This window comes from Amycolatopsis sp. GM8, assembly GCF_021653975.1.
In the GTDB taxonomy this organism is placed as follows: Bacteria; Actinomycetota; Actinomycetes; order Mycobacteriales; family Pseudonocardiaceae; genus Amycolatopsis_E.
The window spans coordinates 42,762-66,823 of the sequence record NZ_JAJKFK010000007.1; the positions used below are offsets into that span (position 1 = coordinate 42,762).

The 24,062-nt window shown below is 69.8% G+C and carries 28 protein-coding genes; 10 read left to right on the top strand and 18 right to left on the bottom strand.

The window, feature by feature from the left end:
- Positions 1 to 49: 49 nt before the first annotated feature.
- Positions 50 to 850, bottom strand: coding sequence for a hypothetical protein (locus LOZ83_RS28950; RefSeq protein WP_236794886.1), 801 nt, complete (start codon positions 848 to 850; stop codon positions 50 to 52).
- A 171-nt stretch (positions 851 to 1,021) separates the two neighbouring features.
- Here LOZ83_RS28950 and LOZ83_RS28955 point away from each other — a divergent pair, with 171 nt between their 5' ends.
- The 3 genes from LOZ83_RS28955 to bcp all read left to right on the top strand — a co-directional run bounded on the left by LOZ83_RS28955 (position 1,022) and on the right by bcp (position 2,427).
- Complete coding sequence (locus LOZ83_RS28955; protein WP_236794887.1) at positions 1,022 to 1,204, top strand: hypothetical protein; 183 nt, start codon at positions 1,022 to 1,024, stop codon at positions 1,202 to 1,204.
- Positions 1,205 to 1,395: 191 nt separating this feature from the next.
- Positions 1,396 to 1,938 (top strand): hypothetical protein, encoded by a 543-nt coding sequence (locus tag LOZ83_RS28960; RefSeq protein WP_236794888.1) that lies wholly within the window; start codon positions 1,396 to 1,398, stop codon positions 1,936 to 1,938.
- An 18-nt stretch (positions 1,939 to 1,956) separates the two neighbouring features.
- Positions 1,957 to 2,427 (top strand): thioredoxin-dependent thiol peroxidase, encoded by a 471-nt coding sequence (bcp, locus tag LOZ83_RS28965; protein ID WP_236794889.1) that lies wholly within the window; start codon positions 1,957 to 1,959, stop codon positions 2,425 to 2,427.
- A 551-nt stretch (positions 2,428 to 2,978) separates the two neighbouring features.
- Here the strand turns inward: bcp and rdgB are convergent.
- Together rdgB and rph are read right to left on the bottom strand one after the other, a co-directional pair.
- On the bottom strand, positions 2,979 to 3,578 hold the full coding sequence (gene rdgB / locus LOZ83_RS28970; RefSeq protein ID WP_236794890.1) for an RdgB/HAM1 family non-canonical purine NTP pyrophosphatase: 600 nt from the start codon (positions 3,576 to 3,578) through the stop codon (positions 2,979 to 2,981).
- Entirely contained in the window at positions 3,575 to 4,354 is a 780-nt protein-coding gene (rph, locus tag LOZ83_RS28975) for a ribonuclease PH (protein WP_236794891.1), read from the bottom strand. The genes rdgB and rph overlap by 4 nt, the downstream gene beginning before the upstream one ends.
- 101 nt (positions 4,355 to 4,455) lie before the next feature.
- On the opposite strand from rph, the gene LOZ83_RS28980 reads away from it, so the two are divergent.
- A complete protein-coding gene (locus tag LOZ83_RS28980; protein WP_236794892.1) occupies positions 4,456 to 5,589 on the top strand; it encodes an FAD-dependent monooxygenase in 1,134 nt (377 codons plus the stop codon).
- On the opposite strand, the gene LOZ83_RS28985 is transcribed toward LOZ83_RS28980, so the two are convergent.
- The 9 genes from LOZ83_RS28985 to clpS form a co-directional block, all read right to left on the bottom strand.
- Positions 5,577 to 6,341, bottom strand: a complete 765-nt coding sequence (locus LOZ83_RS28985; RefSeq protein WP_236794893.1) for an MBL fold metallo-hydrolase — start codon at positions 6,339 to 6,341, stop codon at positions 5,577 to 5,579. The genes LOZ83_RS28980 and LOZ83_RS28985 overlap by 13 nt on opposite strands.
- Before the next feature lie 18 nt (positions 6,342 to 6,359).
- Complete coding sequence (murI, locus tag LOZ83_RS28990) at positions 6,360 to 7,160, bottom strand: glutamate racemase (protein WP_236794894.1); 801 nt, start codon at positions 7,158 to 7,160, stop codon at positions 6,360 to 6,362.
- Entirely contained in the window at positions 7,157 to 7,789 is a 633-nt protein-coding gene (locus tag LOZ83_RS28995) for a rhomboid family intramembrane serine protease (protein WP_236794895.1), read from the bottom strand. Before LOZ83_RS28995 ends, murI begins: the two co-directional genes overlap by 4 nt.
- A 620-nt stretch (positions 7,790 to 8,409) precedes the next feature.
- A complete protein-coding gene (locus tag LOZ83_RS29000) occupies positions 8,410 to 9,360 on the bottom strand; it encodes a PLP-dependent cysteine synthase family protein (protein ID WP_236794896.1) in 951 nt (316 codons plus the stop codon).
- Positions 9,361 to 9,364: 4 nt separating this feature from the next.
- Positions 9,365 to 9,643 (bottom strand): MoaD/ThiS family protein, encoded by a 279-nt coding sequence (locus LOZ83_RS29005; RefSeq protein WP_236794897.1) that lies wholly within the window; start codon positions 9,641 to 9,643, stop codon positions 9,365 to 9,367.
- Positions 9,644 to 9,695: 52 nt separating this feature from the next.
- A complete protein-coding gene (locus LOZ83_RS29010) occupies positions 9,696 to 10,109 on the bottom strand; it encodes a M67 family metallopeptidase (RefSeq protein ID WP_308190326.1) in 414 nt (137 codons plus the stop codon).
- Positions 10,110 to 10,133: 24 nt separating this feature from the next.
- A complete protein-coding gene (locus LOZ83_RS29015) occupies positions 10,134 to 11,132 on the bottom strand; it encodes a P1 family peptidase (RefSeq protein ID WP_236794899.1) in 999 nt (332 codons plus the stop codon).
- Complete coding sequence (locus tag LOZ83_RS29020; RefSeq protein WP_236794900.1) at positions 11,129 to 11,686, bottom strand: DUF2017 domain-containing protein; 558 nt, start codon at positions 11,684 to 11,686, stop codon at positions 11,129 to 11,131. The genes LOZ83_RS29015 and LOZ83_RS29020 overlap by 4 nt, the downstream gene beginning before the upstream one ends.
- Positions 11,683 to 11,979, bottom strand: coding sequence for an ATP-dependent Clp protease adapter ClpS (gene clpS, locus LOZ83_RS29025; RefSeq protein ID WP_236794901.1), 297 nt, complete (start codon positions 11,977 to 11,979; stop codon positions 11,683 to 11,685). The genes LOZ83_RS29020 and clpS overlap by 4 nt, the downstream gene beginning before the upstream one ends.
- An 87-nt stretch (positions 11,980 to 12,066) precedes the next feature.
- Here clpS and LOZ83_RS29030 point away from each other — a divergent pair, with 87 nt between their 5' ends.
- From LOZ83_RS29030 to LOZ83_RS29040, 3 genes are read left to right on the top strand one after another with little or no spacing between them, the layout of a single operon-like run.
- Positions 12,067 to 13,374: a nicotinate phosphoribosyltransferase gene (locus LOZ83_RS29030; RefSeq protein WP_236794902.1), complete on the top strand. Its 1,308-nt coding sequence runs from the start codon at positions 12,067 to 12,069 to the stop codon at positions 13,372 to 13,374.
- Positions 13,371 to 13,943, top strand: coding sequence for a nicotinamidase (locus LOZ83_RS29035; protein ID WP_236794903.1), 573 nt, complete (start codon positions 13,371 to 13,373; stop codon positions 13,941 to 13,943). Before LOZ83_RS29030 ends, LOZ83_RS29035 begins: the two co-directional genes overlap by 4 nt.
- A complete protein-coding gene (locus LOZ83_RS29040; protein WP_236794904.1) occupies positions 13,940 to 14,602 on the top strand; it encodes a bifunctional 4-hydroxy-2-oxoglutarate aldolase/2-dehydro-3-deoxy-phosphogluconate aldolase in 663 nt (220 codons plus the stop codon). The genes LOZ83_RS29035 and LOZ83_RS29040 overlap by 4 nt, the downstream gene beginning before the upstream one ends.
- A gap of 112 nt (positions 14,603 to 14,714) precedes the next feature.
- Here LOZ83_RS29040 and LOZ83_RS29045 read toward each other — a convergent pair whose 3' ends face one another.
- A complete protein-coding gene (locus LOZ83_RS29045) occupies positions 14,715 to 15,365 on the bottom strand; it encodes a choice-of-anchor P family protein (protein ID WP_236794905.1) in 651 nt (216 codons plus the stop codon).
- A gap of 158 nt (positions 15,366 to 15,523) precedes the next feature.
- Between LOZ83_RS29045 and LOZ83_RS29050 the strand changes: the two genes are divergently transcribed.
- Positions 15,524 to 17,572, top strand: a complete 2,049-nt coding sequence (locus LOZ83_RS29050; protein WP_236794906.1) for an ATP-dependent DNA helicase — start codon at positions 15,524 to 15,526, stop codon at positions 17,570 to 17,572.
- A 54-nt stretch (positions 17,573 to 17,626) separates the two neighbouring features.
- A complete protein-coding gene (locus tag LOZ83_RS29055; protein WP_236794907.1) occupies positions 17,627 to 17,968 on the top strand; it encodes a hypothetical protein in 342 nt (113 codons plus the stop codon).
- 112 nt (positions 17,969 to 18,080) lie between these two features.
- On the opposite strand, the gene LOZ83_RS29060 is transcribed toward LOZ83_RS29055, so the two are convergent.
- From LOZ83_RS29060 to ctaD, 4 genes are all read right to left on the bottom strand, one after another.
- On the bottom strand, positions 18,081 to 18,485 hold the full coding sequence (locus LOZ83_RS29060) for an OsmC family protein (RefSeq protein WP_236794908.1): 405 nt from the start codon (positions 18,483 to 18,485) through the stop codon (positions 18,081 to 18,083).
- A 52-nt stretch (positions 18,486 to 18,537) separates the two neighbouring features.
- A complete protein-coding gene (locus tag LOZ83_RS29065; protein ID WP_236794909.1) occupies positions 18,538 to 19,293 on the bottom strand; it encodes a peptidyl-tRNA hydrolase in 756 nt (251 codons plus the stop codon).
- Positions 19,290 to 20,513 (bottom strand): phosphoserine phosphatase SerB, encoded by a 1,224-nt coding sequence (gene serB, locus LOZ83_RS29070; RefSeq protein WP_236795333.1) that lies wholly within the window; start codon positions 20,511 to 20,513, stop codon positions 19,290 to 19,292. Before serB ends, LOZ83_RS29065 begins: the two co-directional genes overlap by 4 nt.
- A gap of 105 nt (positions 20,514 to 20,618) precedes the next feature.
- Positions 20,619 to 22,400 carry a cytochrome c oxidase subunit I gene (gene ctaD / locus LOZ83_RS29075; protein ID WP_236794910.1) on the bottom strand — a complete coding sequence of 594 codons (1,782 nt, stop codon included), beginning with the start codon at positions 22,398 to 22,400 and terminating at the stop codon, positions 20,619 to 20,621.
- Positions 22,401 to 22,506: 106 nt separating this feature from the next.
- Here ctaD and LOZ83_RS29080 point away from each other — a divergent pair, with 106 nt between their 5' ends.
- The gene (locus LOZ83_RS29080) at positions 22,507 to 23,316 is read left to right on the top strand and encodes a phosphotransferase (RefSeq protein ID WP_236794911.1); all 810 of its coding nucleotides are present in this window, start codon (positions 22,507 to 22,509) and stop codon (positions 23,314 to 23,316) included.
- Here the strand turns inward: LOZ83_RS29080 and LOZ83_RS29085 are convergent.
- On the bottom strand, positions 23,288 to 24,031 hold the full coding sequence (locus tag LOZ83_RS29085; RefSeq protein ID WP_236794912.1) for an alpha/beta fold hydrolase: 744 nt from the start codon (positions 24,029 to 24,031) through the stop codon (positions 23,288 to 23,290). The two genes, LOZ83_RS29080 and LOZ83_RS29085, sit on opposite strands and share 29 nt — an antisense overlap.
- Between the last annotated feature and the right edge of the window lie 31 nt (positions 24,032 to 24,062).

Consider the following 24,062-nt stretch of genomic DNA (forward strand, 5'->3'; position numbering starts at 1 on the left):
CCTAAGAGAAATAACTCCTTCGGCTACCCACCATCAATCCGGTTTATGGTCAGCCGCCCAGCAGGCCGCCGACCAGGCCCCCGACACCGTCGACGACCCCGCCGAGCAGGCCGCCGTCGTTGCCGGGCGGCTGGGTGCCGGTGGTCGGGCTCGTCTGGTGCGCGGGCTGCTGAGGCGCCGGGCTGCTGGTGCTCGTGGACGGCGGGTCGTCGGACCTCGGCGTCGTGGTCGTCGTCGTACTCGTGGACGACGAGTCCTGCGCCGGCTGGGTCACGACGGGCGCGCCGGTGGACTGGGGCTGCTGCTCCGTCTGGCTGCCGCCGCTCGCCTGGCTGCCGCCGGCGGCCTGCGTCCGCCCACGCACCGTGCCGCTGCCGGCCGGGGTGGTCTTCTTGGCCTCGACCCCTCCGAGGGCGGTGCTGCCCGGGGTCGGGGTGTCGCTGGACGCGAGGCTCGGGGGGCTGGCCAGCTGGCTCGTCTTCGGCTGCTCCGGCGGGACGTACCCGCCACCCGCACCGCCCGGTGCAGAAGCCGCGCTGTCGTGCAGCTGGCCGGTCGTCAGCGCGGTCACGGCGATGCCGGCCAGCGCGGCGACCCCGGCTGCGATCGCGCCCACCTTGCCGGCCTTGCGGCGGTCCCAGCGTCCTTCTCGGCGCAGTAGCTCGACGACCGGGATGCGGTCGGTCGGGGTGTCATCGATCGAGGGGACCTTCGCGGGCTTCGGCGTCTTCGGGGTTTTCACGGCCGGAAGCTCCTGCGTCATGCCCTCACGCCGCAGCAGTTCGTAGACGGTCAGCTGATCACTTCCGTCACCCTGCCGGGGGTTCATGTTGTTGCTCGGCACGCTCACAGGCCCTTCGTTCGTCACTGTCCGCGGTATCCTTTACCAGCGTTACCAGTTCGTTGTCATCATAGTGATCACAGTCACAGCCGTTCGTGAGAATTTTCGACGATGAGTGACATCGGGGTAGCGGAAATGCCCTTACGGGAAAGCCGTACCGTGGGGAACGGAGGTGTGGTCATGCCGGAGCTCAACCCGTTCCGCTGGGCGGCGCGCTTTGCCGACTGGTTCGAGCAACGCGGCGTTTACGTGCCCGGCGAGGACAACCACACCATCGATCCGTGGCGCGACTTCGGCTGGCTGATCGCGGTCTGGGTGGTCGCGGTCGGCGGCATCATCCTGTTTTTCGCGCTCGCGACGTGAGGTAGTGACCGCGCTCACGGCCGGTGCCACTCCGATCACGGATCGGCCACAGCCCTACACCAGGTGCGCGTCAACCCCGCGCGGTCACTCGCCGTCGCGCGCGAGGACCGCCAGAGTGGACGAGTCCCGGCAGAAGTGCCTACCCCGAACGGCCCAGCCGGAACCTTGTGACGAGCAAAGGAAGAGCCGCTGTGCGCACCCCGAGGCACGCTCTGATCGCGGCTGCCCTCATCGGGCTGGCCGCGTGTGGCGCGCCCGTACCGTCGGGCACCGCCGCCCGGGATGACCTGGGCAATAGCGTCGGCAGCCCGGCGCTGCAGGCCGCGCCGGCGCCCGCGCAGCAGATCGTCGACTTCGGCGGGCAGTACCGGTTCGACGACGGGCTCACGATCACCGTGTCCACCCCGAAGTCCTTCCGCCCCAGCACGAACGCCTATCCGCACAGTGACCGCGCGGTCGCCTTCGAGATCGCGATCGCCAACGGCGGGTCACAGCCGTACCGCCTGTCCGGCCTGTCCGTCTCCGCGACGGTCGGCGGTTCCTCGGCGAAGCAGGTCGTCGATCCGACGCAGGGCTACAGCGGCATCGTCGACGCGGGCAAGGACCTGCCTACGGGGCGTGATGTGCGGGTGACGGTCGCGTTCGCGGTCGCCGAGCAGCCGGCCGAGATGCGCATGTCACTGCGGCCCACCGCGACCAGTTCCGTCGTCGCCGTTTACTGTGGTTCGGCCTGACCGGCTACTCTCGCTTGCATGCAGCGTTTGGCCACCGGTGACCCGGCTCCCGATTTCACCCTGACCGACAGCGAAGGCAACAAGGTCTCGCTGTCCGATTACCGTGGGCAACGGGTTGTCGTGTACTTCTACCCCGCGGCCGGCACGCCCGGCTGCACCAAACAGGCGTGCGACTTCCGGGACAACCTGGCAGAGTTGAATGATGCCGGTTACCAGGTGCTCGGCATCTCGCCGGACAAGCCGGAAAAGCTGGCGAAGTTCGTCGCCGCGCAGAACCTGACGTTCCCGCTACTCTCGGATCCGGAAAAGACCGTGCTCAACGAGTGGAGCGCGTTCGGCGAGAAGAAGAACTACGGCCGCGTCATCCAGGGCGTCATCCGGTCCACGTTCGTCGTCGACCCCGAGGGCAAGATCGAGAAGGCGCTGTACAACGTCCGCGCCACCGGCCACGTAGCCAAACTGCTCAAGGACCTCTCGATCACCAGCTGACCACAGGCCGTGTTTGCCCGCCACGTCGGTGAGTTTGCTCCCCGCGTCGATGGCTTGGCGTCGCACGCGGCCAACACGCCAGCGCGGCCAGCCAACACGCCAGCGCAAGCGGCCAACACGCCGGCCGCACCCGGCAACAAACCCAAGCGCCGCCACCGCCCACCCCCTCCCCCATCCGCGAACACTCAAAGATCGGGGCGGGGGAGGGCCTGCGCCGGGATGAGGGCGCTCCGCGCCCGGTTTCCGTGGGTCCGGCAGGGCACTTGCAGGGAGCCAAAAGCCAAAGATCAAAAGCAAAAGATCAAAAGATGTCCTCGCCGGACGGGCTGGCTCCGGGATGAGGGGGCCCAGGGGATCTCACCTTGGGTGGGTGGTCGAGTTGGGTGGTCATCCCGTCGCCTGCGGTTTTCGAATATCACTTTTCGCCAGAGCCGCAAGCTTTGTGTTCTCGGCCGCAAGCCGGGTACGGATGTTGCGGCCCTGACGAAAAGTGATCGTGCCGGTTTCAGGCGACGGGATGACCACCCAACTCACACACGGTGCGGCTTTCCCTAAAGCTCCCGCAGGTGCGGCAACAATGCCCTCAAGGCGCGGCCTCGATGCGATACCTCGTCCTTTTCCGCGGGGTCCAGTTCCGCCGAAGTACGGACCTCTCCCTCTGGGACGAAGATCGGATCGTAGCCGAAACCGTTGGTGCCACGGGGTTTCCGTGCGAGGGAACCACGCCACTCGCCCCGGACGACGGATTCCTCGCCGCCTGGGACGACCAGTGCGGCCGCGCAGACGAAGGCCGCGCCCATGCGCTCGTCCGGGGTGTCGGAGGTCTGCGCCAGCACCAGTTCCAGGTTCGCCCGGTCATCACCGTGCCGGCCCGCCCATCGGGCGGACAGGACGCCGGGCATGCCGTTCAGGGCGTCCACCGCGATACCGGAATCGTCGGCGACAGAAGGCAATCCGGTGGCGGCAGCCGCGTCGCGGGCTTTCGCCAGGGCGTTCGCTTCGAAGGTCGCGCCCGTCTCCGGCGCCTCCTCGAATTCCTCGACGTCACTGAGCCCGAGCACCTCGATGCTCGAAATCCCTTGTGCGTCAAGGATTCTGCGCAGCTCTTCCAGCTTTTTCGCGTTGCGGGTCGCCAGTAGTACGCGCGTCACTTCGAGCTCTTCGATTTCTTGCCGGCGCGGGGCTCGGGCAACTCGCCGGGGTAGGGCAGGTCGAGCGCCGCCGTCTGCTTGCGGGTCAACTCGGCGCAGCCGGCCTGCGCGAGGTCCAGCATCTTGTCCAAAGTGGACCGCGTGAAGGTGGCACCCTCTCCGGTGCCCTGCACCTCGATGAGCGTGCCGGCGTCGGTCGCCACCACGTTCAGGTCCACCTCGGCGCGCGAGTCCTCCTCGTACGGCAGGTCCAGCCGCACCCGGCCGTCGACCACGCCGACGCTGATCGCGGACACCATCGCCGAGAGCGGCTTCGGGTCGGCGAGCCGGCCGGCCGCACCGAGCCAGGTGACGGCGTCGTGCAGCGCGACATAACCACCGGTGATCGCCGCCGTGCGGGTGCCGCCGTCGGCCTGGATGACATCGCAGTCGAGCTGGATCGTGTTCTCGCCCAGCGCGGACAGGTCGATGCACGCCCGCAGCGAGCGGCCGATCAGCCGGCTGATCTCGTGCGTACGCCCGCCGATCCGGCCCTTGACCGACTCGCGGTCGCTGCGGTCGTGGGTGGCCGAGGGCAGCATCGCATACTCCGCCGTGACCCAGCCCAGCCCCGACCCGGTCCGCCACCGCGGCACGCCTTCGGTCACGCTCGCGGCGCACAGCACCCGGGTCTTGCCGAACTCGATCAGCACCGACCCGGCCGGCCAGTCCTGGAACCCCCGCGTGATCGTCACTTCGCGGAGCTCGTCGTCGTTCCTACCGTCTTTTCGTGCCACGCGTGGAGGTTATTCCGCGACCCTGAGCGCCTCGATCAGGGGTTACCTTGTACCGCTCGTGAACGTCTTTCATGGGTAGCGACTCGAGACGGGGGCCAGAGATGAACACCGCGGTGATCGCCGGTGCCGGGATCGGCGGACTGTCCGCCGCGATCGCCCTGCGCAAGGCCGGCTGGCGGGTGCGAGTGCTGGAGCGGGCACCGGTTCCCGGGGAGGTCGGGGCCGGGATCTCGCTGTGGCCGAACGCGGCGCGGGCATTGGCGGAGCTGGGCGCCGGTCAGCTCCTCGACCACGGAACGGTGCAGGACGGCATGGGCCTGCGCGCGCCCGGCGGGCGATGGTTGTTCCGCTCGTCCGCGGCGACGGGGGTGTCGCTCGTGCACCGGGCCGAGCTGCACAGGCAGTTGCGGGACCTGCTGCCGGCTGAAGTCGTGGTGCCCGGCGCGACGGTCGTGGACGTGGTGCAGGACGCCCGTTCGGCGACGGCCCGCTACCTGGTCGATGGCAGCGAGCACGCGCTGACGGCGGACGTCGTGATCGGGGCGGACGGCCTGCGCAGCCGGACCCGCGAGGCGCAGTGGCCCGCCGCACCGTCGCCGCGCTATACCGGGTTCACCGCGTGGCGCGGGGTCACCGACGAGCCCTTCGCGCTGACCGAGCTGTCGGAAACGTGGGGCCGGGGCGCGGATTTCGGGTTGACCCAGCTCGCGGACGGCCGCGTGTACTGGTTCGGCACGAGCAACGCCCCGGAGGGCGCCCCATCCGGCGACAACCACGCGGAAGTGCTGACCCGCTTTGGTCACTGGCACGACCCGATCGGCGCGGTGATCCGGGCGACGGCACCGGATTCGGTGCTGCGTCACGACGTTTACCAGCAACCGCGGCCACTTCCGCGGTTCGCCAACGACCGGGTCGCGCTGCTCGGCGATGCCGCGCATGCCATGACGCCGAACCTGGGGCAAGGAGCATGCCTGGCCTTGGAGGACGCCGTGGTCCTCGGCGCGGAACTCGCCGGCGCGGACGACGTCACCCTTGCGCTGCAACGGTATGACGCCGCCCGGCGGCCCCGGACACAGCGGCTGTCCGCGTTGTCGGACCGGATGGCACGGTTGGTCCAGGCGGAGAACCCGGTCGTGGTCGCGCTTCGCTCGGCGTTGGTGGCCGCGATCCCCGCCCGGCTGGGCGCGGCCAACCTCACCCGCAACGCACGGTGGACCGCCCCTCAGATTTCGTAGGTCGCACCCTGCTCGACCAGGCGCGCGCCGGGGAACTCGGCCATGGCCTCGTCGAGGATCGCGACCCGGTCGGTCCACGGCGCCACGTGCGTCAGCAGCACCCGGCCCACGTCACCCCGGCGGGCGAGCGTCCCGGCCTGCTTCCCGGACAGGTGCACCCCGGCCGGCCGCTCGGGCGCGTCGGTCCAGGTCGCCTCGGCAAGCAGCACGTCGGCGCCGCGGGCGAGCTCGTCGAGGCTGTCGCACGGGCCGGTGTCCCCCGTGTACGCGAGCGTCCGGCCGCCGTGGCTGATGCGCACGCCGAACGCTTCGGTCGGATGGTCCACCAGGATCGCCTGCACCTCGAACGGGCCGATCCGGGTCGGGCCGTTCAGCACATGGAAGGCGAAGACGTCCGAGAGATCCGTCTCGGCGAGCTCGGCGTCGTTGGGCGCATACGCTTTCGCCAGCCGCTCCGGCGCGTTCTTCGGCGCGTACACTGGCAGCTTGTGCTCGGACACGTCGAACGGCGGGTTCGGGTGGTAGCGGCGCCACACGGTCAGCGCACCGAAATCAGAGCAGTGATCCGGGTGCAGGTGCGAGAGCACGAGGGCTCCGAGGTCGAAGGGGTCGTGCCGGTGCTGCAGTTCGGCAAGCGTGCCGTTGCCGAGGTCGAGGCCCAGCAGGAAACCCTCGGCCTCGACGAGGTAGCCGGACGCGGCCTTGCCGGGCCCAGGAACGCTGCCGGAGCAGCCGAGAATCGTCAGTCGCACGTCCGACACGATGCCACGTCAGCGCGTTGCCGGCGAAAGGACGCCGGGCGCGAACCCCATGAACCGCTGTGCCAGCCGGGCGAACGGCTCGGGCGAACCGGTCGCGATGAACTCGTGCCGGGGCTCGCCGTCGCGCTCCGCGAGCAGGTCCTGTTCGGTCAGCACCCGGACGAGGTCCTTGGCGGTTTCCTCCGCGCTGGACACGAGGGTCACGTCGGGCCCCATGACGATCTGGAGCACGCCGGTGAGCAGCGGATAATGGGTGCAGCCGAGCACGAGGGTGTCGACTTCCGCGCGTAGCAACGGTTCCAGATACCCCTGGGCCAGACCGAGGATCTGCCGCCCGGACGTGATGCCGCGCTCCACGAAGTCGACGAAGCGCGGGCAGGCGATACTGCTGATGGTCACGTCGCGCGCCGCCGCGAACGCGTCGTCGTACGCTCGGGACCGGACTGTGCCTTCGGTGCCGATCACGCCGATGCGCCCGGTGTGGGTCGCCGCGACCGCGCGCCGGACGGCGGGGAGCACTACCTCGATCACCGGAACGTCGTACCGTTCGCGTGCGTCGCGCAGGCAGGCGGCGGACGCCGTGTTGCAGGCGATCACCAGCGCCTTGACCCCGCCGTCGACCATCTCGTCCATCGCCGCCAGCGCCAGCTCCCGCGCCCGCGCGATGGGGAGCGGGCCGTACGGGTTGTGCGCGGTGTCGCCGACGTAGCGAAGCTGCTCGTGCGGAAGCTGTTCGAGGATCGCGCGGGCGACGGTCAACCCACCAACGCCGGAATCGAACACGCCGATCGGAGAGCGACCATTGATCACACCTCGACGGTACCGGAGGCCTTCTTCGCCTTCGCCCGGTCGGCCCTGGCCGCGAGCCAGGCCGCGATGACCCCGCCGAGCGCGCCGAACACGTGCGCCTGCCAGGAGATGCCCGGGTTGCCGGGCAGGAGGCCCCACAGCGTCCCGCCCCAGATCAGCAACAGGACCGCGGCGATGACCAGTTGTCCGAATGACTTGTTGAAGATCCCGCGGACCAGCAGATACGCGAGCCACCCGAACGCGAGGCCCGATGCGCCGATCGTCGACGTGCCACTGTCACCGGTGAGCCATACGCCGAGGCCGCTGACCACCCAGATCAGTGCGGTGACGGCGATCCATCGGGTGAGGCCGGACGCCATCGCGAGGAAACCGAAGACCAGGATCGGGATCGTGTTGCTGAACAGGTGCGTCCAGCTACCGTGCAAGACGGGCGCCCACACTATGCCGTCGAGCCCGGACAGCGTTCTCGGGACGACTCCCTCACCGTCGAGGCGGTGATGCAACCCGGTGTCGACGAGCTCGATCAGGTACAACAGGGCGGTGAACGCGAGCACCACGATGCCCGCGGACTTGTACTTCACCGGCAGAATCCGCTTGGCGGGGTCCGCGGGCGCAGGCAGCGTGCTCATGCCCTCCACGGTACTGACCTGGGAAGACCGCGACCTCGGGTGAAAACCCTGAAATCAGATGCTGCGCGCTCGTCGTTGCCACACGTCGCCGCGCAGCGGGCAAACTCACCGACACAGCGAGCAAACACGCCCGCACCTGGCAACGAAACGCAACAACGAAAGCAGCCCACCCACACCTCCCCCAACCCCGATAGAAAGCCGCCCTAGCGGTTGGCACGTCGTGTCAAGGGTGACCGCGCCAGCGGTCATCGCGATAGCGACGCCGAAGGCGCCCTTGATACGACGTGCCAACCGTTAGACGATCGGCGATCGGGGTGGGCCCGGCGGACAACATCGCGCGGAGCGCGACGCCCCTCGCGCGGAGCACGAGGGAAAGAGAAAAAGATGTCCTCGCCGGACGGGCAGGCTCCAGGATGACTGACCCCAAGGGATCTCACCTTGGGTGGGTGGTTGAGTTGGGTGGTCATCCCGTCGCCTGCGGTTTTCGAATATCACTTTTCCTCAGGGCCGCAAGCTTTGTGTTCTCGGCTGCGCGCCGGGCAGGAAGGTTGCGGCCCTGACGAAAAGTGATCGTTCCTGTTTCAGGCGACGGGATGACCACCCAACTCGGCCCCTGGGCTTTACGCCCAGAGTTCCCCGTCCAGCCTTGCGGCTGCTTCGTCCAGGGTGCCGCTGTATGCGCCTGTTGACAGGTACTTCCAGCCAGCATCCGCCACGATGAACGCGACGTCCGCCGTCTCGCCCTTTGCGGCTGCTTTCTCCGCGACGGCGAGTGCCGCGTGCAGAACCGCCCCGGTGGAGATGCCGGCGAAGATGCCTTCGTTCTCCAGTAGTTCCCGGGTGCGGCGAAGGGCGTCGTAGGCACCGACCGAGTACCGTCCATTGAGGACACTCGGGTCGTACAGCTCCGGCACGAAACCTTCGTCGAGGTTCCGCAGGCCGTAGACCAGCTCACCGTAACGCGGCTCGGCGGCGATGATCTGCACGTCCGGCTTCTGGTCGTGCAGGTAACGCCCGACCCCGACGAGGGTGCCCGTGGTACCGAGACCGCCCACGAAGTGGGTCACCGTCGGCAGGTCCTTGAGGATCTCCGGGCCGGTGGTGCGGTAGTGCGCGTCGGCGTTGGCGGGGTTGCCGTACTGGTAGAGCATGACCCACTCCGGGTTCTGCTCGGCCAGTTCCTTCGCCCGCCGCACCGCCTCGTTGGAACCACCGGCGGCCGGCGAGAACACGATGCGCGCGCCGTACGCCTGCAGCAGCTGCTTGCGTTCGGCCGAAGTGTTCTCCGGCATCACGCAAACCAGGCCGTAGCCCTTGAGTTTCGCGGCCATGGCCAGGGAGATCCCGGTGTTGCCCGAGGTCGGCTCCAGGATGGTCGAGCCGCGCCGGAGCCTGCCTTCGCGCTCGGCGGCCTCGATCATGGCCAGTGCGGGACGGTCCTTGATCGAACCGGTCGGGTTGCGGTCCTCGAGTTTCGCCCAGAGGCGCACATCGTGCGTCGGGGACAGCCTCGGCAGACCCACCAGCGGGGTACCGCCGAGTGCGTCGAGCAGCGATTCGAAGCGGGCCATCAGATCAGCGTGCGCCGCCGGCGACGGCGGGCAGGATCGTCACGGTGTCGCCGTCCTTGACCTCGGCGTCGAGCCCACCGGCGAAGCGCACGTCCTCGTCGTTGACGTAGACGTTCACGAACCGGTGCAGCTTCTCCTCCTTGACCAGGCGGGCCTTGAGACCGCTGTGCCGGGACTCGACGTCGTCGATCACCTCGAGCACCGTCTTCCCGGCCGCTTCGACGGACTTCTCGCCGCCGGTGTGCGTACGCAGGATGGTCGGGATGGACACGGTCACGGCCATGGTCGGTTACCTCCGCTTGAGTTCTGTAGGGCAGACGTCGGGAACGGTCGAGTTATTCCGCCTCGACTACCTCGACGGGCTCCTCGGTGATGACGCCTTCCACGATCCGGTACGAGCGAAACTCGTGCTCCTCGGGGTCCCTGGTGGAGACCAGCACGTAGTGCGCGCCCGGTTCGGAGGCGTAGGACACGTCGGTGCGCGACGGGTAGGCCTCGGTGGCGGTGTGCGAGTGGTAGATCACGACCGGTACCTCGTCGTTCGCGTCCATCTCGCGGTACAGCTTGAGCAGGTCGGCCGAGTCGAACTCGTAGAACGTGGGCGAGCGGGCCGCGTTGAGCATCGGGATGAACCGGAGCGGCCGGTCCGAGCCCTCGGGGCCCGCGATCACCCCGCACGCCTCGTCCGGATGGTCCCGGCGCGCGTGCGCGACGATCTCATCGACGAGGTCACGGTGGATCCGAAGCACGTCCGTCATCTTACGGGCCGGACGTCAGGTGTCCACAGAGTGAGACTCACCACCAGGGAACACCTCCGGCCAGACATCCCGGTACGCGGGCACGCCCGCGGTCTCCACGGCGGTGAGCAGCCCGTGCACCATCGCCCGGGCGAAGACGCGCGCCGCGGCCGAGCACAGCGCGTCCAGCGTGACCACCCGGGCGCCCTCGTCCGACGGCAGCTCCCGCTCGCCGGTCGCGAGCGCGAAGACCGTGTCCCCGTCGAACATCGTGTGCGCGGGCCGGACGGCACGGGCCAGGCCGTCCTGCGCGGCGACCGCGAGCCGCCGGCATTCCGCCTTCGACAGGGCCGCGTCCACGGCGACCACGCCGATTGTCGTGTTCAGCATCGTCCGGTCCGGCGTGGGCTTCTCGCCGGGCCGATCCGGCCACACCACCCCGAAATCGCCGTGATCCGCCGCGAAAGGGCGGCCAGTGTCGTACGAAACCGCTTCACCGGCCGCGTTCACGACCGCGAGCGCGCCGACCGTGTAGCCGTTCACCGCTTCGCTGGCACTGCCGACACCGCCCTTGAGCGACCCCACCGTCGCGCCCGCGCCTGCCCCGACGCAACCCTGCGCGACGGGCCCGGCGACAGCCGCTTCGCAAGCGGCGTAACCGAAAGACGCGTCCGGGCGGTTGCCCCAGTCACTGCGCGGCAGGTCGAAGATCACCGCCGCGGGCACGATCGGCACCACCTCGTGCGCCGCCACGCCGACCCGCACCCCGTGGTTACGCTCCCCCAGCCACCGCATCACACCGTCCGCCGCGGCCAGGCCGTACGCACTGCCGCCGGACAGGCAGATCGCGTTCGCCCGCTGGACCAGGTTTTCCGGCTCCAGCACATCCGTCTCGCGCGTGCCGGGCGCGCCGCCGCGCTGGTCGACCGCCCCGGTCGCGCCCTCGGGCACGAGCACCACGGTCGTGCCGGTCGCCCAGCCGTCCCCGAGCCGCTCGTAGTGCCCGACGAGCACCCCCGGCACGTCGGTGATCACGCGGTCAGCGCCTCGACCAGGCTCTCCTGCACGTAGGTGAGCCAGTGGTAGACGCCCAGATGTGGCGAGCGCGGGTCGTCCTCGGGCAGCTGCTCCGGCATGTCCTCGGTGACGTCGAGCGCGGTACCCAGCGCGAGCCGCACGTCGTTCAGCGCCGACAGCCACGCATCGGCCTGCTCGACGGTCAGCCGGACATTCCCGCCGTCGCGCGGCAATGTCTCCATGACGACCTGCGCCACCCCGACCTTCGCGTCGACCACTTCCGGCTCGTGGATCGAGCGCAGCACGCCCGCCGAGTCGAGGTCCTCTTTACTGGGGTTGTCCGGGTCGAGCTTGTGGTAGTCGGGCAGCAACCGCGAAAGCACCGGGTCGTTGGGCGACTCCGAAGGACCCGCCTTGATCCCGGTCAGCTCCGCGAGCGGATCCTGCGGGGTCTCCTCGGCGCGCGCCTGCAGCATGTCCTCGAGCTGGCTCACCAGCCCGCGCAGCACGGCCGCCTCCTGCTGTTCGAAGCCGCCCTGCAGCTGGCCGCCGCGCCGTTTCCATGCCTTCACGGCTGCTCCATCGTTGCCCACAGCCCCGCGGCGTGGAGTCGGGTGACGTCGCCTTCGACCTTTTCCTTCGAACCGGACGACACGATCGCCCGGCCCTTGTGATGCACGTCCAGCATCAGCTTCGTGGCGTGGTCCCGGCTGTATCCGAACAGCTTCTGGAACACATACGTCACGTACGACATCAGGTTGACCGGGTCGTTCCAGACGACGGTCTGCCACGGTCTGTCCACGGCCCCCATTTCCGCACCGGTTGGCTCAACCTGCGTCTGTTCGGCGTCGACAGGCGTGGTCATACGAACATGGTGTCACGGAACCAGCACCGGGTGGCCGGGCGGTCGGTCCGTTCGGGTGATCACGCACCTACCTCATAGGCTGACACCATGTCCCTCGCAGAGACACAGGGCAGCACGGCACTGCTCACCGATCACTACGAGCTGACCATGCTCGCCAGTGCCCTCGCGGACGACACGGGCGACCGGCCGTGCGTGTTCGAGGTGTTCGCCCGCCGGCTGCCCGAGGGGCGCCGGTACGGCGTGGTCGCGGGCACCGGCCGGGTCCTGGACGCGATCGCCGATTTCCGGTTCACCGACGCCGAAATCGCCCAGCTGGGCTCGACCGCGGTGGTCGACGACGCGACGCTGGCCTGGCTCGCCGACTACGAGTTCACCGGAGACATCGAGGGGTACGCCGAGGGCGAGCTGTACTTCCCCGGCTCCCCCATCCTGACCGTCCGCGGCAGCTTCAACGAAGCAGTCCTGCTGGAAACCCTGGTGCTGTCGGTGCTCAACCACGACAGCGCGATCGCCTCGGCCGCAGCGCGCATGTCCGCCGCCGCGCACGGCAGGCCGATCATCGAGATGGGCAGCCGCCGCACGCACGAGTACGCCGCGGTCGCCGCGGCCCGCGCCGCCTACCTGGCCGGGTTCGCCACCACGTCGAACCTCGAAGCCGGCCGTCGCTACGGCATCCCGACGCGTGGCACCGTCGCGCACGCTTTCATGCTGCTGCACGACTCCGAAGAGGACGCCTTCCGGGCCCAGGTCGAGAAAATGGGCACGGACACCACGTTGCTGGTGGACACTTACGACATCACCAAAGGCATCGAGAACGCGGTCCGCGTGGCGGGCCCCGAGCTGGGCGCGATCAGGATCGACTCCGGCGACGTCGGAGTGCTGGCCCGCAAGGCGCGCGAGCAGCTCGACTCGCTCGGCGCCCGCGACACCCGCATCGTCGTCTCGGGCGATCTCGACGAGCACGCGATCGCCGCGCTGCGGGCGGAACCGGTCGACGCGTACGGGGTCGGCACCTCGGTGGTCACCGGGTCCGGCGCGCCGACGGCCAGCATGGTCTACAAGCTCGTCGAGGTCGACGGCCGCCCGGTCGCCAAGCGCAGCGAGAACAAGGCGTCGCGGGGCGGCCAGAAGACCGCGCTGCGCCGGCACAAACCGACCGGCACCGCGATCGAGGAGATCGTCTACCCGACGAACTGCCCGATCGAACTGGGCGCCTACGACCGGCCGCTGCAGATCCCGCTGATGACCGGCGGACGGCCCGTCGACGACCTGCCGTCGCTCGACGACGCACGCGAACGGCTCCGGTATTGCCTCGTCAGCCTGCCGTGGGAAGGCTTGAAACTGTCCCGCGGCGAACCCGCGATCCCCACCGTGTTCCTCCAGGAGGAGAAATGACCAACGCGCTGATCGTCGTGGACGTGCAGAACGACTTCTGTGAAGGCGGTTCGCTCGGGATCAACGGCGGCGCGGACACGGCCGCGAAGATCACCGAGTACCTCGCCGCGGGTGGCTACGACCACGTGGCCGCGACCCGCGACTATCACATCGACCCGGGCGCGCATTTCAGCGACAACCCCGACTTCGTGCGGTCGTGGCCGCGGCACTGCGAAGCGGGCACCGCGGGCGCGTCGTTCCACCCCGCGCTGGACGTCGGCCCGATCGCGGCGGTGTTCTCCAAGGGCCAGTACAGCGACGGCTACTCGGGTTTCGAGGGGCACACGGACGCCGGCGACGGGCTCGCCGAGTGGCTGCGGGCCCGCGACGTGACCACAGTGGACGTCGTCGGGATCGCGATGGACTTCTGCGTCCGCGCGACCGCGCTCGACGCCGCGCGAGCGGGCTTCGCCACGCGGGTGCTGCTCGACTTCACCGCGGGCGCCACCCAGGCGACGGTCGACAAGGCGATCGCCGACCTGCGCGAGGCCGGGGTCGAACTCACGGGGAGCCCGCGGGTGGGCGGATGATCCGCGCCACGCTGAAGAAGCACAACATCCGCTTCCGCGAGCGGCTCGCGGCGAGCAAGGTGATCGCGATCCTGCGCGCGGAGGACACCGAGTACTTCGCCGACGTCGCGCAGGTGCTGTACGACTCGGGGATCCGCGTGATCGAGGCCGCGCTGACCACGCCGGGCGCACTCGACGCGATCACGCAGATGCAGGTGGAGCTGGGCCAGGACGCGCTGGTCGGCGCCGGCAGCGTCCGCACGGTGTCCGATGTGGACAGTTGCGCCGCGACCGGGGTGGACTTCCTGGTCACGGCGACGTTCTCGGCCGAGGTGCTGGACCGGGCGCAGCAGTACGGGCTGCCGGTCGTGTGCGGGGCGCTGACGCCGACCGAGATCGAGGCCGCGTGGCGCCGTGGTGCGGCGGTGGTGAAGGTGTTCCCGGTCGGCCCGTCGGGCGGGGTCGGCTACCTGCGGGCGGTGCGCGCGCCGCTGCCGGAGATCCCGCTGGTGCCGGCCGGCGGCATCGCCATGGGCGAGGTCGAGGCCTACCTGGGGGCAGGTGCCTTCGCGGTGGGGGCCGCGACCCCGCTCATCGGCGATTCCGTCTGCGGCGGCCGCCTCGACGAACTCGCCGAGCGCGCCTCCCAGCTGGCCGCGCTCGCCGGCAAGTTCGTCTAGCTTCGCGTCCCGCGCGCGTGTTCGCCGCCTGCGTCGGTGAGTTGGCCGCGCCCGGCGCAAACTCACCGACGCAGCGGGCAAACTCACCGACGTGGCGGGCCAACACGGCGGGCTAGCCGCCGAAGGGGTCGCAGGCCGCGCTGCCGACCAGGATGTCGCCCGAGGCCGGGCCGCCCTGCGGGAACAGCTTGATGTGCATCGCGTTCGTGACCAGGCTGCCGTCGGCCGGGGTCGGCACGATCAGCTCGTTCAGCACGACCTCGGCCATCGGCGGGTCACCCGCGGCCCGGCCCGGGATCGTGGTCACGTAGTTCGGCGGAATCGACGCCGGCACCGTGATGCCGGTGACCGCGCCCAGCTCCATCGACCCGTTGCTGCCGTTCTCCGTCGTGTTGCAGCCGGACTTGAAGGTCCGTGCGCTGATCATCGGGCCGCCGAACTGCCGCAGCACCGTCGTCTGGAACCGCGCGCCGCTCACCTGCACCGACACCGTGCCGTCCGCATTGCGGGTGCAGCTGGTGCTGGACAGGCCGTACTTCGTGGTGTCGAACGTGACCGGATCCGTCCGGTTCTGCTGCGTCCCGCCGATCGAGCAGGGCGCGATCGGGTCGGCGTGCGTCGTCTGGGCGCCGATCACGACGTGCACGGCACCCACCGACCCGGCACCGGTCCCGATCTCGTCGTTCGGCTGCGCCTGCGCCGTCGCCGGAATCGCCGCCAGGAACAACGCCGACGCCGCCACGATCCCCTTTGCCCCCACCATCGCCAGCTCCTTTCGAAAAGTGATCTTCCTCCGGCCACCCTGCCGGGGTCGCCGGCCGGGCACAGTCCGGACCACTCGGACGAGTGGATCTCGCAGGTCCTTCACGTCCGGCGCGGCTGCCGGATTTCTGTCGGCGGGCCCGGGTACCGTTTGTTCCCGTGCCGTCCCCTGCCGACCTCCCTGGTGTCAACGAACTCCTCACGCATGCGGTGGAGGCGCTCGGCGGCGCGGAACGCCACGGGCAGGTGCAGATGGCCGAAGCCGTCGGGCGCTCGCTGCGCACCGGCGAGCATCTCGCCGTGCAGGCCGGCACCGGCACCGGCAAGTCGCTGGCGTACCTGGTGCCCGCGATCCGGCACGCGATCGTCAAGGACACCACGGTCGTCGTCTCCACGGCGACGATCGCCCTGCAGCGCCAGCTGGTCGACCGCGACCTGCCGCGGCTGGCGAAGGCGCTGAAGAAACCGCTCGGCCGCGAGCCCACGTTCGCGATCCTCAAGGGCCGCCGCAACTACCTGTGCCTGCACCGCCTGGACTCCGGCGCGCCGGAGGAGCCCGAGGATCCGGGCCTGTTCGACCCGTTCGCGGTGTCACGGCTGGGCAAGGAGGTCGGGCGGCTGCGCGAATGGGCGTCGGACACCGAGACCGGTGACCGCGACGAGCTGGTGCCCGGCGTCACCGAGCAGGCGTGGCGCCAGGTTTCGGTGTCCGCCAAGGAATGCCTGGGGGTCTCGCGCTGCCCGATCGGCACCGACTGCTTCGCCGAGCAGGCCCGCGCGCAGGCCGGGCGCGCCGATGTCGTGGTCACCAACCACGCGCTGCTGGCGATCGACGCGTTGCAGGGCTACCAGGTGCTGCCGGAGCACGACCTGGTGATCGTCGACGAGGCGCACGAGCTGGTGGACCGGGTGACGTCGGTGGCCACCGGCGAGCTGACCGCGTCCGCCGTCGCGATCGCGGTGCGCCGCTGCGGAAAGCTGATCGACGCCGATATCGCGGACCGGCTGCAGGAGGCCAGCGAAGGCCTGGCGATGATCATCGAGGACCTGCCGGCGGGCCGGATGGACACGCTGCCCAAGCCGGTGGGCGGCGCCGTCACCGCGGTCCGCGACGGCGCGCACGCCTGCATCACCGCGCTCGGGTCGGAGCGCAAGGAGGACGTCACCGACGCCACGGCCCGCAAGCTCGCGCGGTCGCAGCTGGAGGAGGTGCACGACACCGCGGTCCGGCTGCTCGAAGCGTTCGACGAGGACACGGCGCACCAGCGCGACGTGGTGTGGCTGTCGTCCGATCGTTACGGCATGAGCAACCGCCCGCCGTCGCTGCACGTCGCGCCGCTGTCGGTCGCGGGCCTGTTGCGGGAGCGCGTGTTCGGCACGGCCACGACCGTCCTGACGTCCGCGACGCTGACCCTCGGCGGCGCGTTCGACACGCTCGCGCGGCAGTGGGGCCTGCCACCGGCGCAGACGAAGGTGGAAAAGGCCCCCGGCACGGCGACGGACAAGGCGCCGCCCGCGGACGACGACGTCGTCAAGTGGACAGGCCTGGACGTCGGCTCGCCGTTCGATCACCGTCGCAACGGCATCCTGTACGTGGCCAAGCACCTGCCGGCGCCCGGCCGCGACGGACTCCAACCGTCCACATTGGACGAGATCGCGGAGCTGATCGACGCCGCGGGCGGCCGCGCCCTCGGCCTGTTCTCGTCGATGCGCGCGGCGAAACAGGCCACCGAACAGCTGCGCGAGCGCGTCAAGCACCCGATCCTGTGCCAGGGCGACGATTCGACGTCACTGCTGGTGAGCAAGTTCGCCGAGGACACCCGGACCTGCCTGTTCGGCACGCTGTCGCTGTGGCAGGGCGTCGACGTGCCGGGGCCCTCGCTGCAGCTGGTGATCGTCGACCGGATCCCGTTCCCGCGCCCGGACGATCCGGTGTCCTCGGCCCGGCAGCGCGCGGTGGAAGCCCGTGGTGGCAACGGTTTCCTCACCGTGGCGGCCACGCACGCGGCGCTGCTGCTCGCGCAGGGCACCGGCCGGCTGCACAGGTCGGTCGCGGACAAGGGCGTCGTGGCGGTGCTGGACTCGCGGCTGGCGACGGCCCGGTACTCGAACTTCCTGAAGGCTTCGCTGCCGCCGTTCTGGCCGACGACCGACCCGGAAGTGGCCCGCGCGGCGCTGCGCAGGCTCGATGCCGCTGCCCCGGCATAAGGCACGAATCGGCACGGGGCTACGGTGAAGTGAATGACAGCACAAAGGAGCGCCGTGTCTCAGGACTCGCCTCGCGCGAAATCGCGCACGGTCAGTGTCGACGACATCGGGGTGCGCCGCCAGCTCGCCGACGGGAGCGAGGAGTCGGTCACCTGGGCGGAGCTGTCCGCCGTGGTGGTCAGGGTGATCCCCGAAGGCCCGTGGAACGAGGATGTGTTCCTGATGCTGGCCGGCGCCGACGGCCACGGCACGGCGGTGCCGAGCGGTGACCCGGCCGCGGATGCCCTCATCGAGCGCCTACAGACTCTGCCCGGTTTCGACAACGACAAGTTCGTCGAGGCGATGACCACCGACGCCGACAAGGCGTACGTCGTCTGGAAGTCCGAGTCCAACTAGCCCGCCCGGCTGTCGAACTCACCGTCGCGAGCGTCGGACTCGCGGTTCCCGACGTCGGACTCGCGCGTGCGCCCGCGAGTCGTACGTTCAGGACGGCGAGTTCTGCGTTCGGTCAGGCTGTCGGGAACTCTTCGGTCACCGGGATGCCCTTCTTCAAGGTGCGGCTGACGGTGCAGAGCTTGTCGATCGCCCGGTCGACGGCTTCCGCGAGCGCCTTCCGGTCGTCCTCGGCCAGGCTCGACACGTCCACGTCGAACTTCACGTGCACCGCGTCCAGCTCCGAAGCGCCCTCACGCCGGTCCGCGGACACCTCGACCCGGAACTTCGAGTCGTCGCCGATCCGCCGCGTGATCAGGTGCTCCGCGGTCACCGCCGAGCAGCCCGCCGCGGCGACCTGCAGCAGTTCCGCGGGCGAGAACGCGCCCTCGGCGCCCTTGCGCCCCAGCCGAACCTCGGCACCCCGCTCGTTGCGGCCGACGAACTCGTGCTCCCCGACCCGTTGCACCTCGAGACCCATGGCTACTCCCTTCCACCGGCGCCAACCGCGCACCGGGACCTGATGTTCCCGGCTACCGGTACTGCGCGAGGACGGTCACGGTGCCGGGCTCGACCTCGGTGAACCCCGCGTCCCGCACCGCCACCACCTGCCGGGAACGCCATGCCCCCTCCGGATCGTCACCGGGATGCAGCTGCTTCCACCGCGCCACGCTCGGCGTCCGGACGGCGCACGCGTACCCGCGCTCGCCCCAGGCCGCCAGCTCCGGTGCGTCCAGCAGCGAAGCGAGGATCATCGTGCCGTGCCCGACCTGTGCCGCGGCCTTGCCGACGGTCATCGGGACCTCCGGATTCAGCAGCAGCAACGGCAGCTCGCCCGGATCCGGCGGCGGCTCGTCGGGCGGCAGGTCACTGCCCTGGATCTGCAACCGGGCGATCTCCTTCGGCACATCGACCACGCGGCCGGGCACGAGAGCACGCACCTCGGCACCGGCGACGGTCACCGTGACGCCCGGAAACTCTTGTGCCACTTGCCAATGCGTGCCCCGCGCGCGGCGCGCGACCTTGCGGATGTGGCTGGACGCCCAGTCCCGCACCTCGTCGTGCCATTCGCCGCCCGGCTGCGCGCGCTCGTCCAGGCACACGGCCAGCGCCGCGCTCGCCGCCGCCTCCAGCAGGGCGGTGCGGCCGGGCGGGGTGGCCTTCTCCATACGCAAGATCACCGGCATCGCACGGACTTCTTCCGGCGACGCCTCCGGCAGCGCGGTTTCCTCGGCGGGCAGGCCGAGCCAGTACGCGTAGCGCGCAGCGAGCGGTTCGAGGATGCTCATGGCCGGGCGAGCTCGAGCCCGTCAGCCGCGTCGGCGGCCTCGACCTCGGCGCGGGTCACGCCGAGCACGAACAGCACGGCGTCCAGGTACGGGTGCGACAGCGCGGTGTCGGCGACCTCGCGCAGCGCGGGCTTCGCATTGAACGCGATGCCCATCCCCGCCGCGCGCAGCATGTCGATGTCGTTCGCCCCGTCGCCGACGGCCACGCACTGCGCGAGCGGGATGCCGTAGTCCCCGGCGAACCGCCGCAGCGCGGTCGCTTTGCCTTCGCGGTCGATGATGTCGCCGACCACGCGGCCGGTGAGCGCGCCGTCGGCGAGCTCCAGCTCGTTCGCGGCGGCGAAGTCCAGGCCGAGATCGTCGACGATCCGGTCGATGATGCGCGTGAACCCGCCGGACACGACTCCGCACCGGAAGCCGAGGCGCTTGAGCGTGCGCACCGTGGTCCGCGCGCCGGGGGTGAGGGTGATCGCGTCCGCGACCTCGTCGAGCACCGACTCCGGCAGCCCCGCGAGCAGGGCGACGCGGCGTTCGAGCGACGCGGTGAAGTTCAGCTCGCCGCGCATCGCGGCTTCGGTGATCTCACGGACTTCCTGCTCGACGCCGACGTGCGCGGCGAGCATCTCGATGACCTCGCCCTGCACCAGCGTCGAGTCCACGTCGAACACGATCAGCCGCTTCGCCCGCCGCGCCAGCCCCGCCCGCTCGATGGCGATGTCCAGGCCACCACTGGACGCGACGTCCGCCAGCACCGAGCGAAGCTCCACATCGGACTGTTCGGTGTCGTTCGGCACGGACAGGCGCACTTCGAGGCCGGTGACCGGATAGTCGGCGATCCGGCGGATGGCGTCGATGTTCGCGCCGAGCGCGGCCAGCCGCCGCGCCACGTCGGTGAACGCCCGCGCGGTCAGCGGGCGGCCGAGGATCACGGCGACATGCGTCGAGCCCTGGCGGCCCGGCGCGAACGGGTCCTTGCCGATGGCCGAACCGATGCGCACGTCCACGGTCATCCGCACCGTCGCCATCGCCTGCTCGACGGCCTCCTGCAGGCCCTCGGGATCGTTCTCCACGCCGACCAGCACGCCGAGCACCAGCTGCCCGCGGATCACGACCTGCTCGACGTCCAGCAGGTCGACACCGTGCCGGGTCAGCGCCGCGAACAGGACGGAGGTGACGCCGGGCTTGTCGGGGCCCGTGGTCGTGATCAGGACCGGGGTCAGCTCGTTCACTGTGTTCGTTACCTCCACGGAAAAGCATCCCGGACAGACGCGTGGCCCGGCACGTGATCTCCCACGCACCGGGCCGACGACGTCAGGTTCTCTCAGTCACTGCTCCGAAGCGTTGTCCTTGCGGTGGGACCCGGGGATGACTCCCTCGGTGATCGCCTGGGACGGCGCCTTGTGCCCGTTCTCCAGCTTCGGCTTGCCGGTGAAGGTGATCTCGCCTTCGGTGTGCAGCCGCTCCACCATGTGCGGGTAGTGCAGCTCGAACGCCGGGCGCTCGGAGCGGATCCGGGGCAGCTCGGTGAAGTTGTGCCGCGGCGGCGGGCAGCTGGTGGCCCATTCGAGCGAGTTGCCGTAGCCCCACGGGTCGTCGACCGTGACCAGCTCACCGTAGCGGTAGCTCTTGAACACGTTGTAGATGAACGGCAGCGTGGACGCGCCGAGGATGTACGCGCCGATCGTGGAGATCGTGTTCAGCGTGGTGAACCCGTCCGTGGGCAGGTAGTCGGCGTACCGACGGGGCATGCCCTCCGCGCCGAGCCAGTGCTGCACCAGGAACGTGGTGTGGAAGCCGATGAACGTGGTCCAGAAGTGGAGCTTGCCCAGCTTCTCGTCCATCATCCGGCCGGTGATCTTCGGGAACCAGAAGTAGATCCCGGCGAACGTCGCGAACACGATCGTGCCGTAGAGCACGTAGTGGAAGTGCGCCACCACGAAGTAGCTGTCCGACACGTGGAAGTCGATCGCCGGCGCGGCCAGCAGGATGCCGGTCAGACCGCCGAAGAGGAACGTGACCAGGAAGCCGATCGAAAAGATCATCGGCGTCTCGAAGGTCAGGTGCCCCTTCCACATCGTGCCGATCCAGTTGAAGAACTTGACACCGGTCGGCACCGCGATCAGGAACGTCATGAAGGAGAAGAACGGCAGCAGCACCGCGCCGGTGGCGTACATGTGGTGCGCCCACACCGCGACCGACAGCGCCGCGATGCCCAGCGTCGCCCAGATCAGGCCCTTGTAGCCGAACACCGGCTTGCGGGAGAAGACCGGGAAGATCTCCGACACGATGCCGAAGAACGGCAGCGCGACGATGTACACCTCGGGATGGCCGAAGAACCAGAACAGGTGCTGCCACAGGATCACCCCGCCGTTGGCGGGATCGAACACGTGCGCCCCGATGTGCCGGTCGGCGATCAGGCCCATCAGCGCCGCGGTCAGGATCGGGAACGCGAGCAGGATCAGGATCGACGTGACCAGGATGTTCCAGGTGAAGATCGGCATCCGGTACATCGTCATGCCGGGCGCGCGCAGGCAGACGATCGTGGTGATCATGTTGACCGCGCCGAGGATCGTGCCGAGACCGGACACCACCAGGCCGGCGAGCCACATGTCGGCGCCGACGCCGGGTGAGTGGATCGCGTCCGACAGCGGGGTGTAGGCGAACCAGCCGAAGTCGGCGGCGCCACCCGGGGTGAGGAAGCCGGACACCACGATGATGCCGCCGAACAGGTACAGCCAGTACGAGAACGCGTTGAGCCGCGGGAACGCCACGTCGGGCGAGCCGATCTGCAGCGGCATGATGAAGTTCGCGAACCCGAACAGGATCGGGGTCGCGTACAGCAGCAGCATGATCGTGCCGTGCATGGTGAACAGCTGGTTGTACTGCTCGTTCGACAGGAACTGCTGTCCCGGCCGCGCCAGCTCCGTGCGGATCAGCATCGCCATCGCGCCGCCCACCATGAAGAAGGCGAACGACGTGACGAGGTACATGATGCCGATCTGCTTGTGGTCCGTCGTGCGGAACAACCGCAGCAGGAACGAACCCTTCACCGTCTCGCGCGCCGGATACGGCCGCGTAGCGATCGGCTGCGGGGCTACGGCTGTCACTCCTGCCTCCAAGAACCTCGGTATCTGCCTGCGGCCGCCGCGGCAGCCGATCGGATCGTATCCCTCGCGTCCGACAGCACTGCGCACCGGCTGGGAAGATCACGCGATGGTAGACGCGTTCGTGCGGACGGCTCTTGACACGGCGGTCGCCGTCGGCCGGCGGCTCGGGCTGGCGACCGAGGCGCCGGAAGTACTCGCGGAACGGTCGAACGTGCTGGTCAGACTGGGTTCAGTGGTCGCGCGCGTGCCGGCGACGACGCGGCTGCTGCGCCCGGGCGTCGAGGCGTGGATGGCCCGTGACGTCGCATTGTCGGCGTTCCTGGCGGAGCGGGACGCACCGGTCATTCCGCCGTACGAAGACCCCGGACCGCACTTCGCGAACAATCTTCCGGTGACACTGTGGCATTTCACACGTCACGACCCCGGGCATGTCTTCGCACCCGCGGAAGCCGGCGGTCTGCTGGCCACGCTGCACGCGGCGCTGCGAGAGTTTCCCGGCGATCTGGGTGAGGCCGGTCCGGTCGGGGATCTGCGGCGAGCGCTGGATTTCGTCGACGACGAGCGGATGCACGAGGCGGCCGCGCGGGTGGTGGCGGGGCTGCCGGAGCTGCCCGTCCAGCCGTTGCACGGCGACGCCCATGTGCGAAATCTGATGCTGAGCGAGCACGGCCCGCGGTGGTTCGACTTCGAGGACACCTGGCGCGGCCCGATCGCGTGGGATCTCGCTTGCCTCGTCCCGGCCGCGCGGGCGGCCTATCCCGGCGACGTCGAGGGGGTCGACGCGTACCTCCGGCTGCGCGAGGTGTTCGGCGTCTGCTGGCGGTTCGTCAAGGCCGCGCGGTTCCCCGGCCTGCGTCGCGAGGCGGAGGCGGCCGTGGACGCCTTCCTTACAGCCAGCCGAGAATCGCCTCGGTGAGGGCGGCCGGGGCGTCGAGCGCGGTGAGGTGACCGGCGCCGGCGAGGACCACCAGCTCCGCCTTCGGCAGCACGTCCGCCATCGCCCGGGCGTCTTCCGGCGGGGTCAGCCGGTCCTCGTCGCCGACCACGACGAGCGCCGGGACATCGGCGGCTGCGAGCACATCCATCGAATCCGGCCGGGCCGCCATCGCTCGCGCGGCCCACGCGACACCGGACGGCCGCTGTGACTCGATCAGGTCGCGCACGGTCTCCACGACGTCGGGCCGCCCGGTGCGGGTCCGCTCGGCCAGCAGGTTCGGCAGCATCTCCTCGAAGAGCCAGCCGAGGCTGTCCTCGGACTCGGCGCGGGTCGCGACGCGTTCGCGGTTCGCCACGATTTCGGGCGCGTCCGCGCTCGCCCTGGTGTCCATCAGCACCAGCCCGCCGACGCGTTCCGGCGCCAGCCGCAGCACCGCCATCGTCAGGTAACCGCCCATCGAGCAACCGCCGAGCACGACCTGGTCCAGTTCGAGTTTGTCCAGCAGCGCGACGACATCGCGCGCGGCGTCGTCGAGGCTGGGCGCGCGATCGGTCCCCGGCAGCGGGCTGCGACCCAGGCCCCGCTGATCCGGCGTGATCAGCCGGACGTGCGCGGCGAGGGGCTCGCGGACCGGGTTCCACAGCCGGGCGTCGACCGGGAACGCGTGGAGCAGAACGAGCGGCAGATCGGCCATAGTGCCCTATTGTGTCGGACCGTCGCGCTAG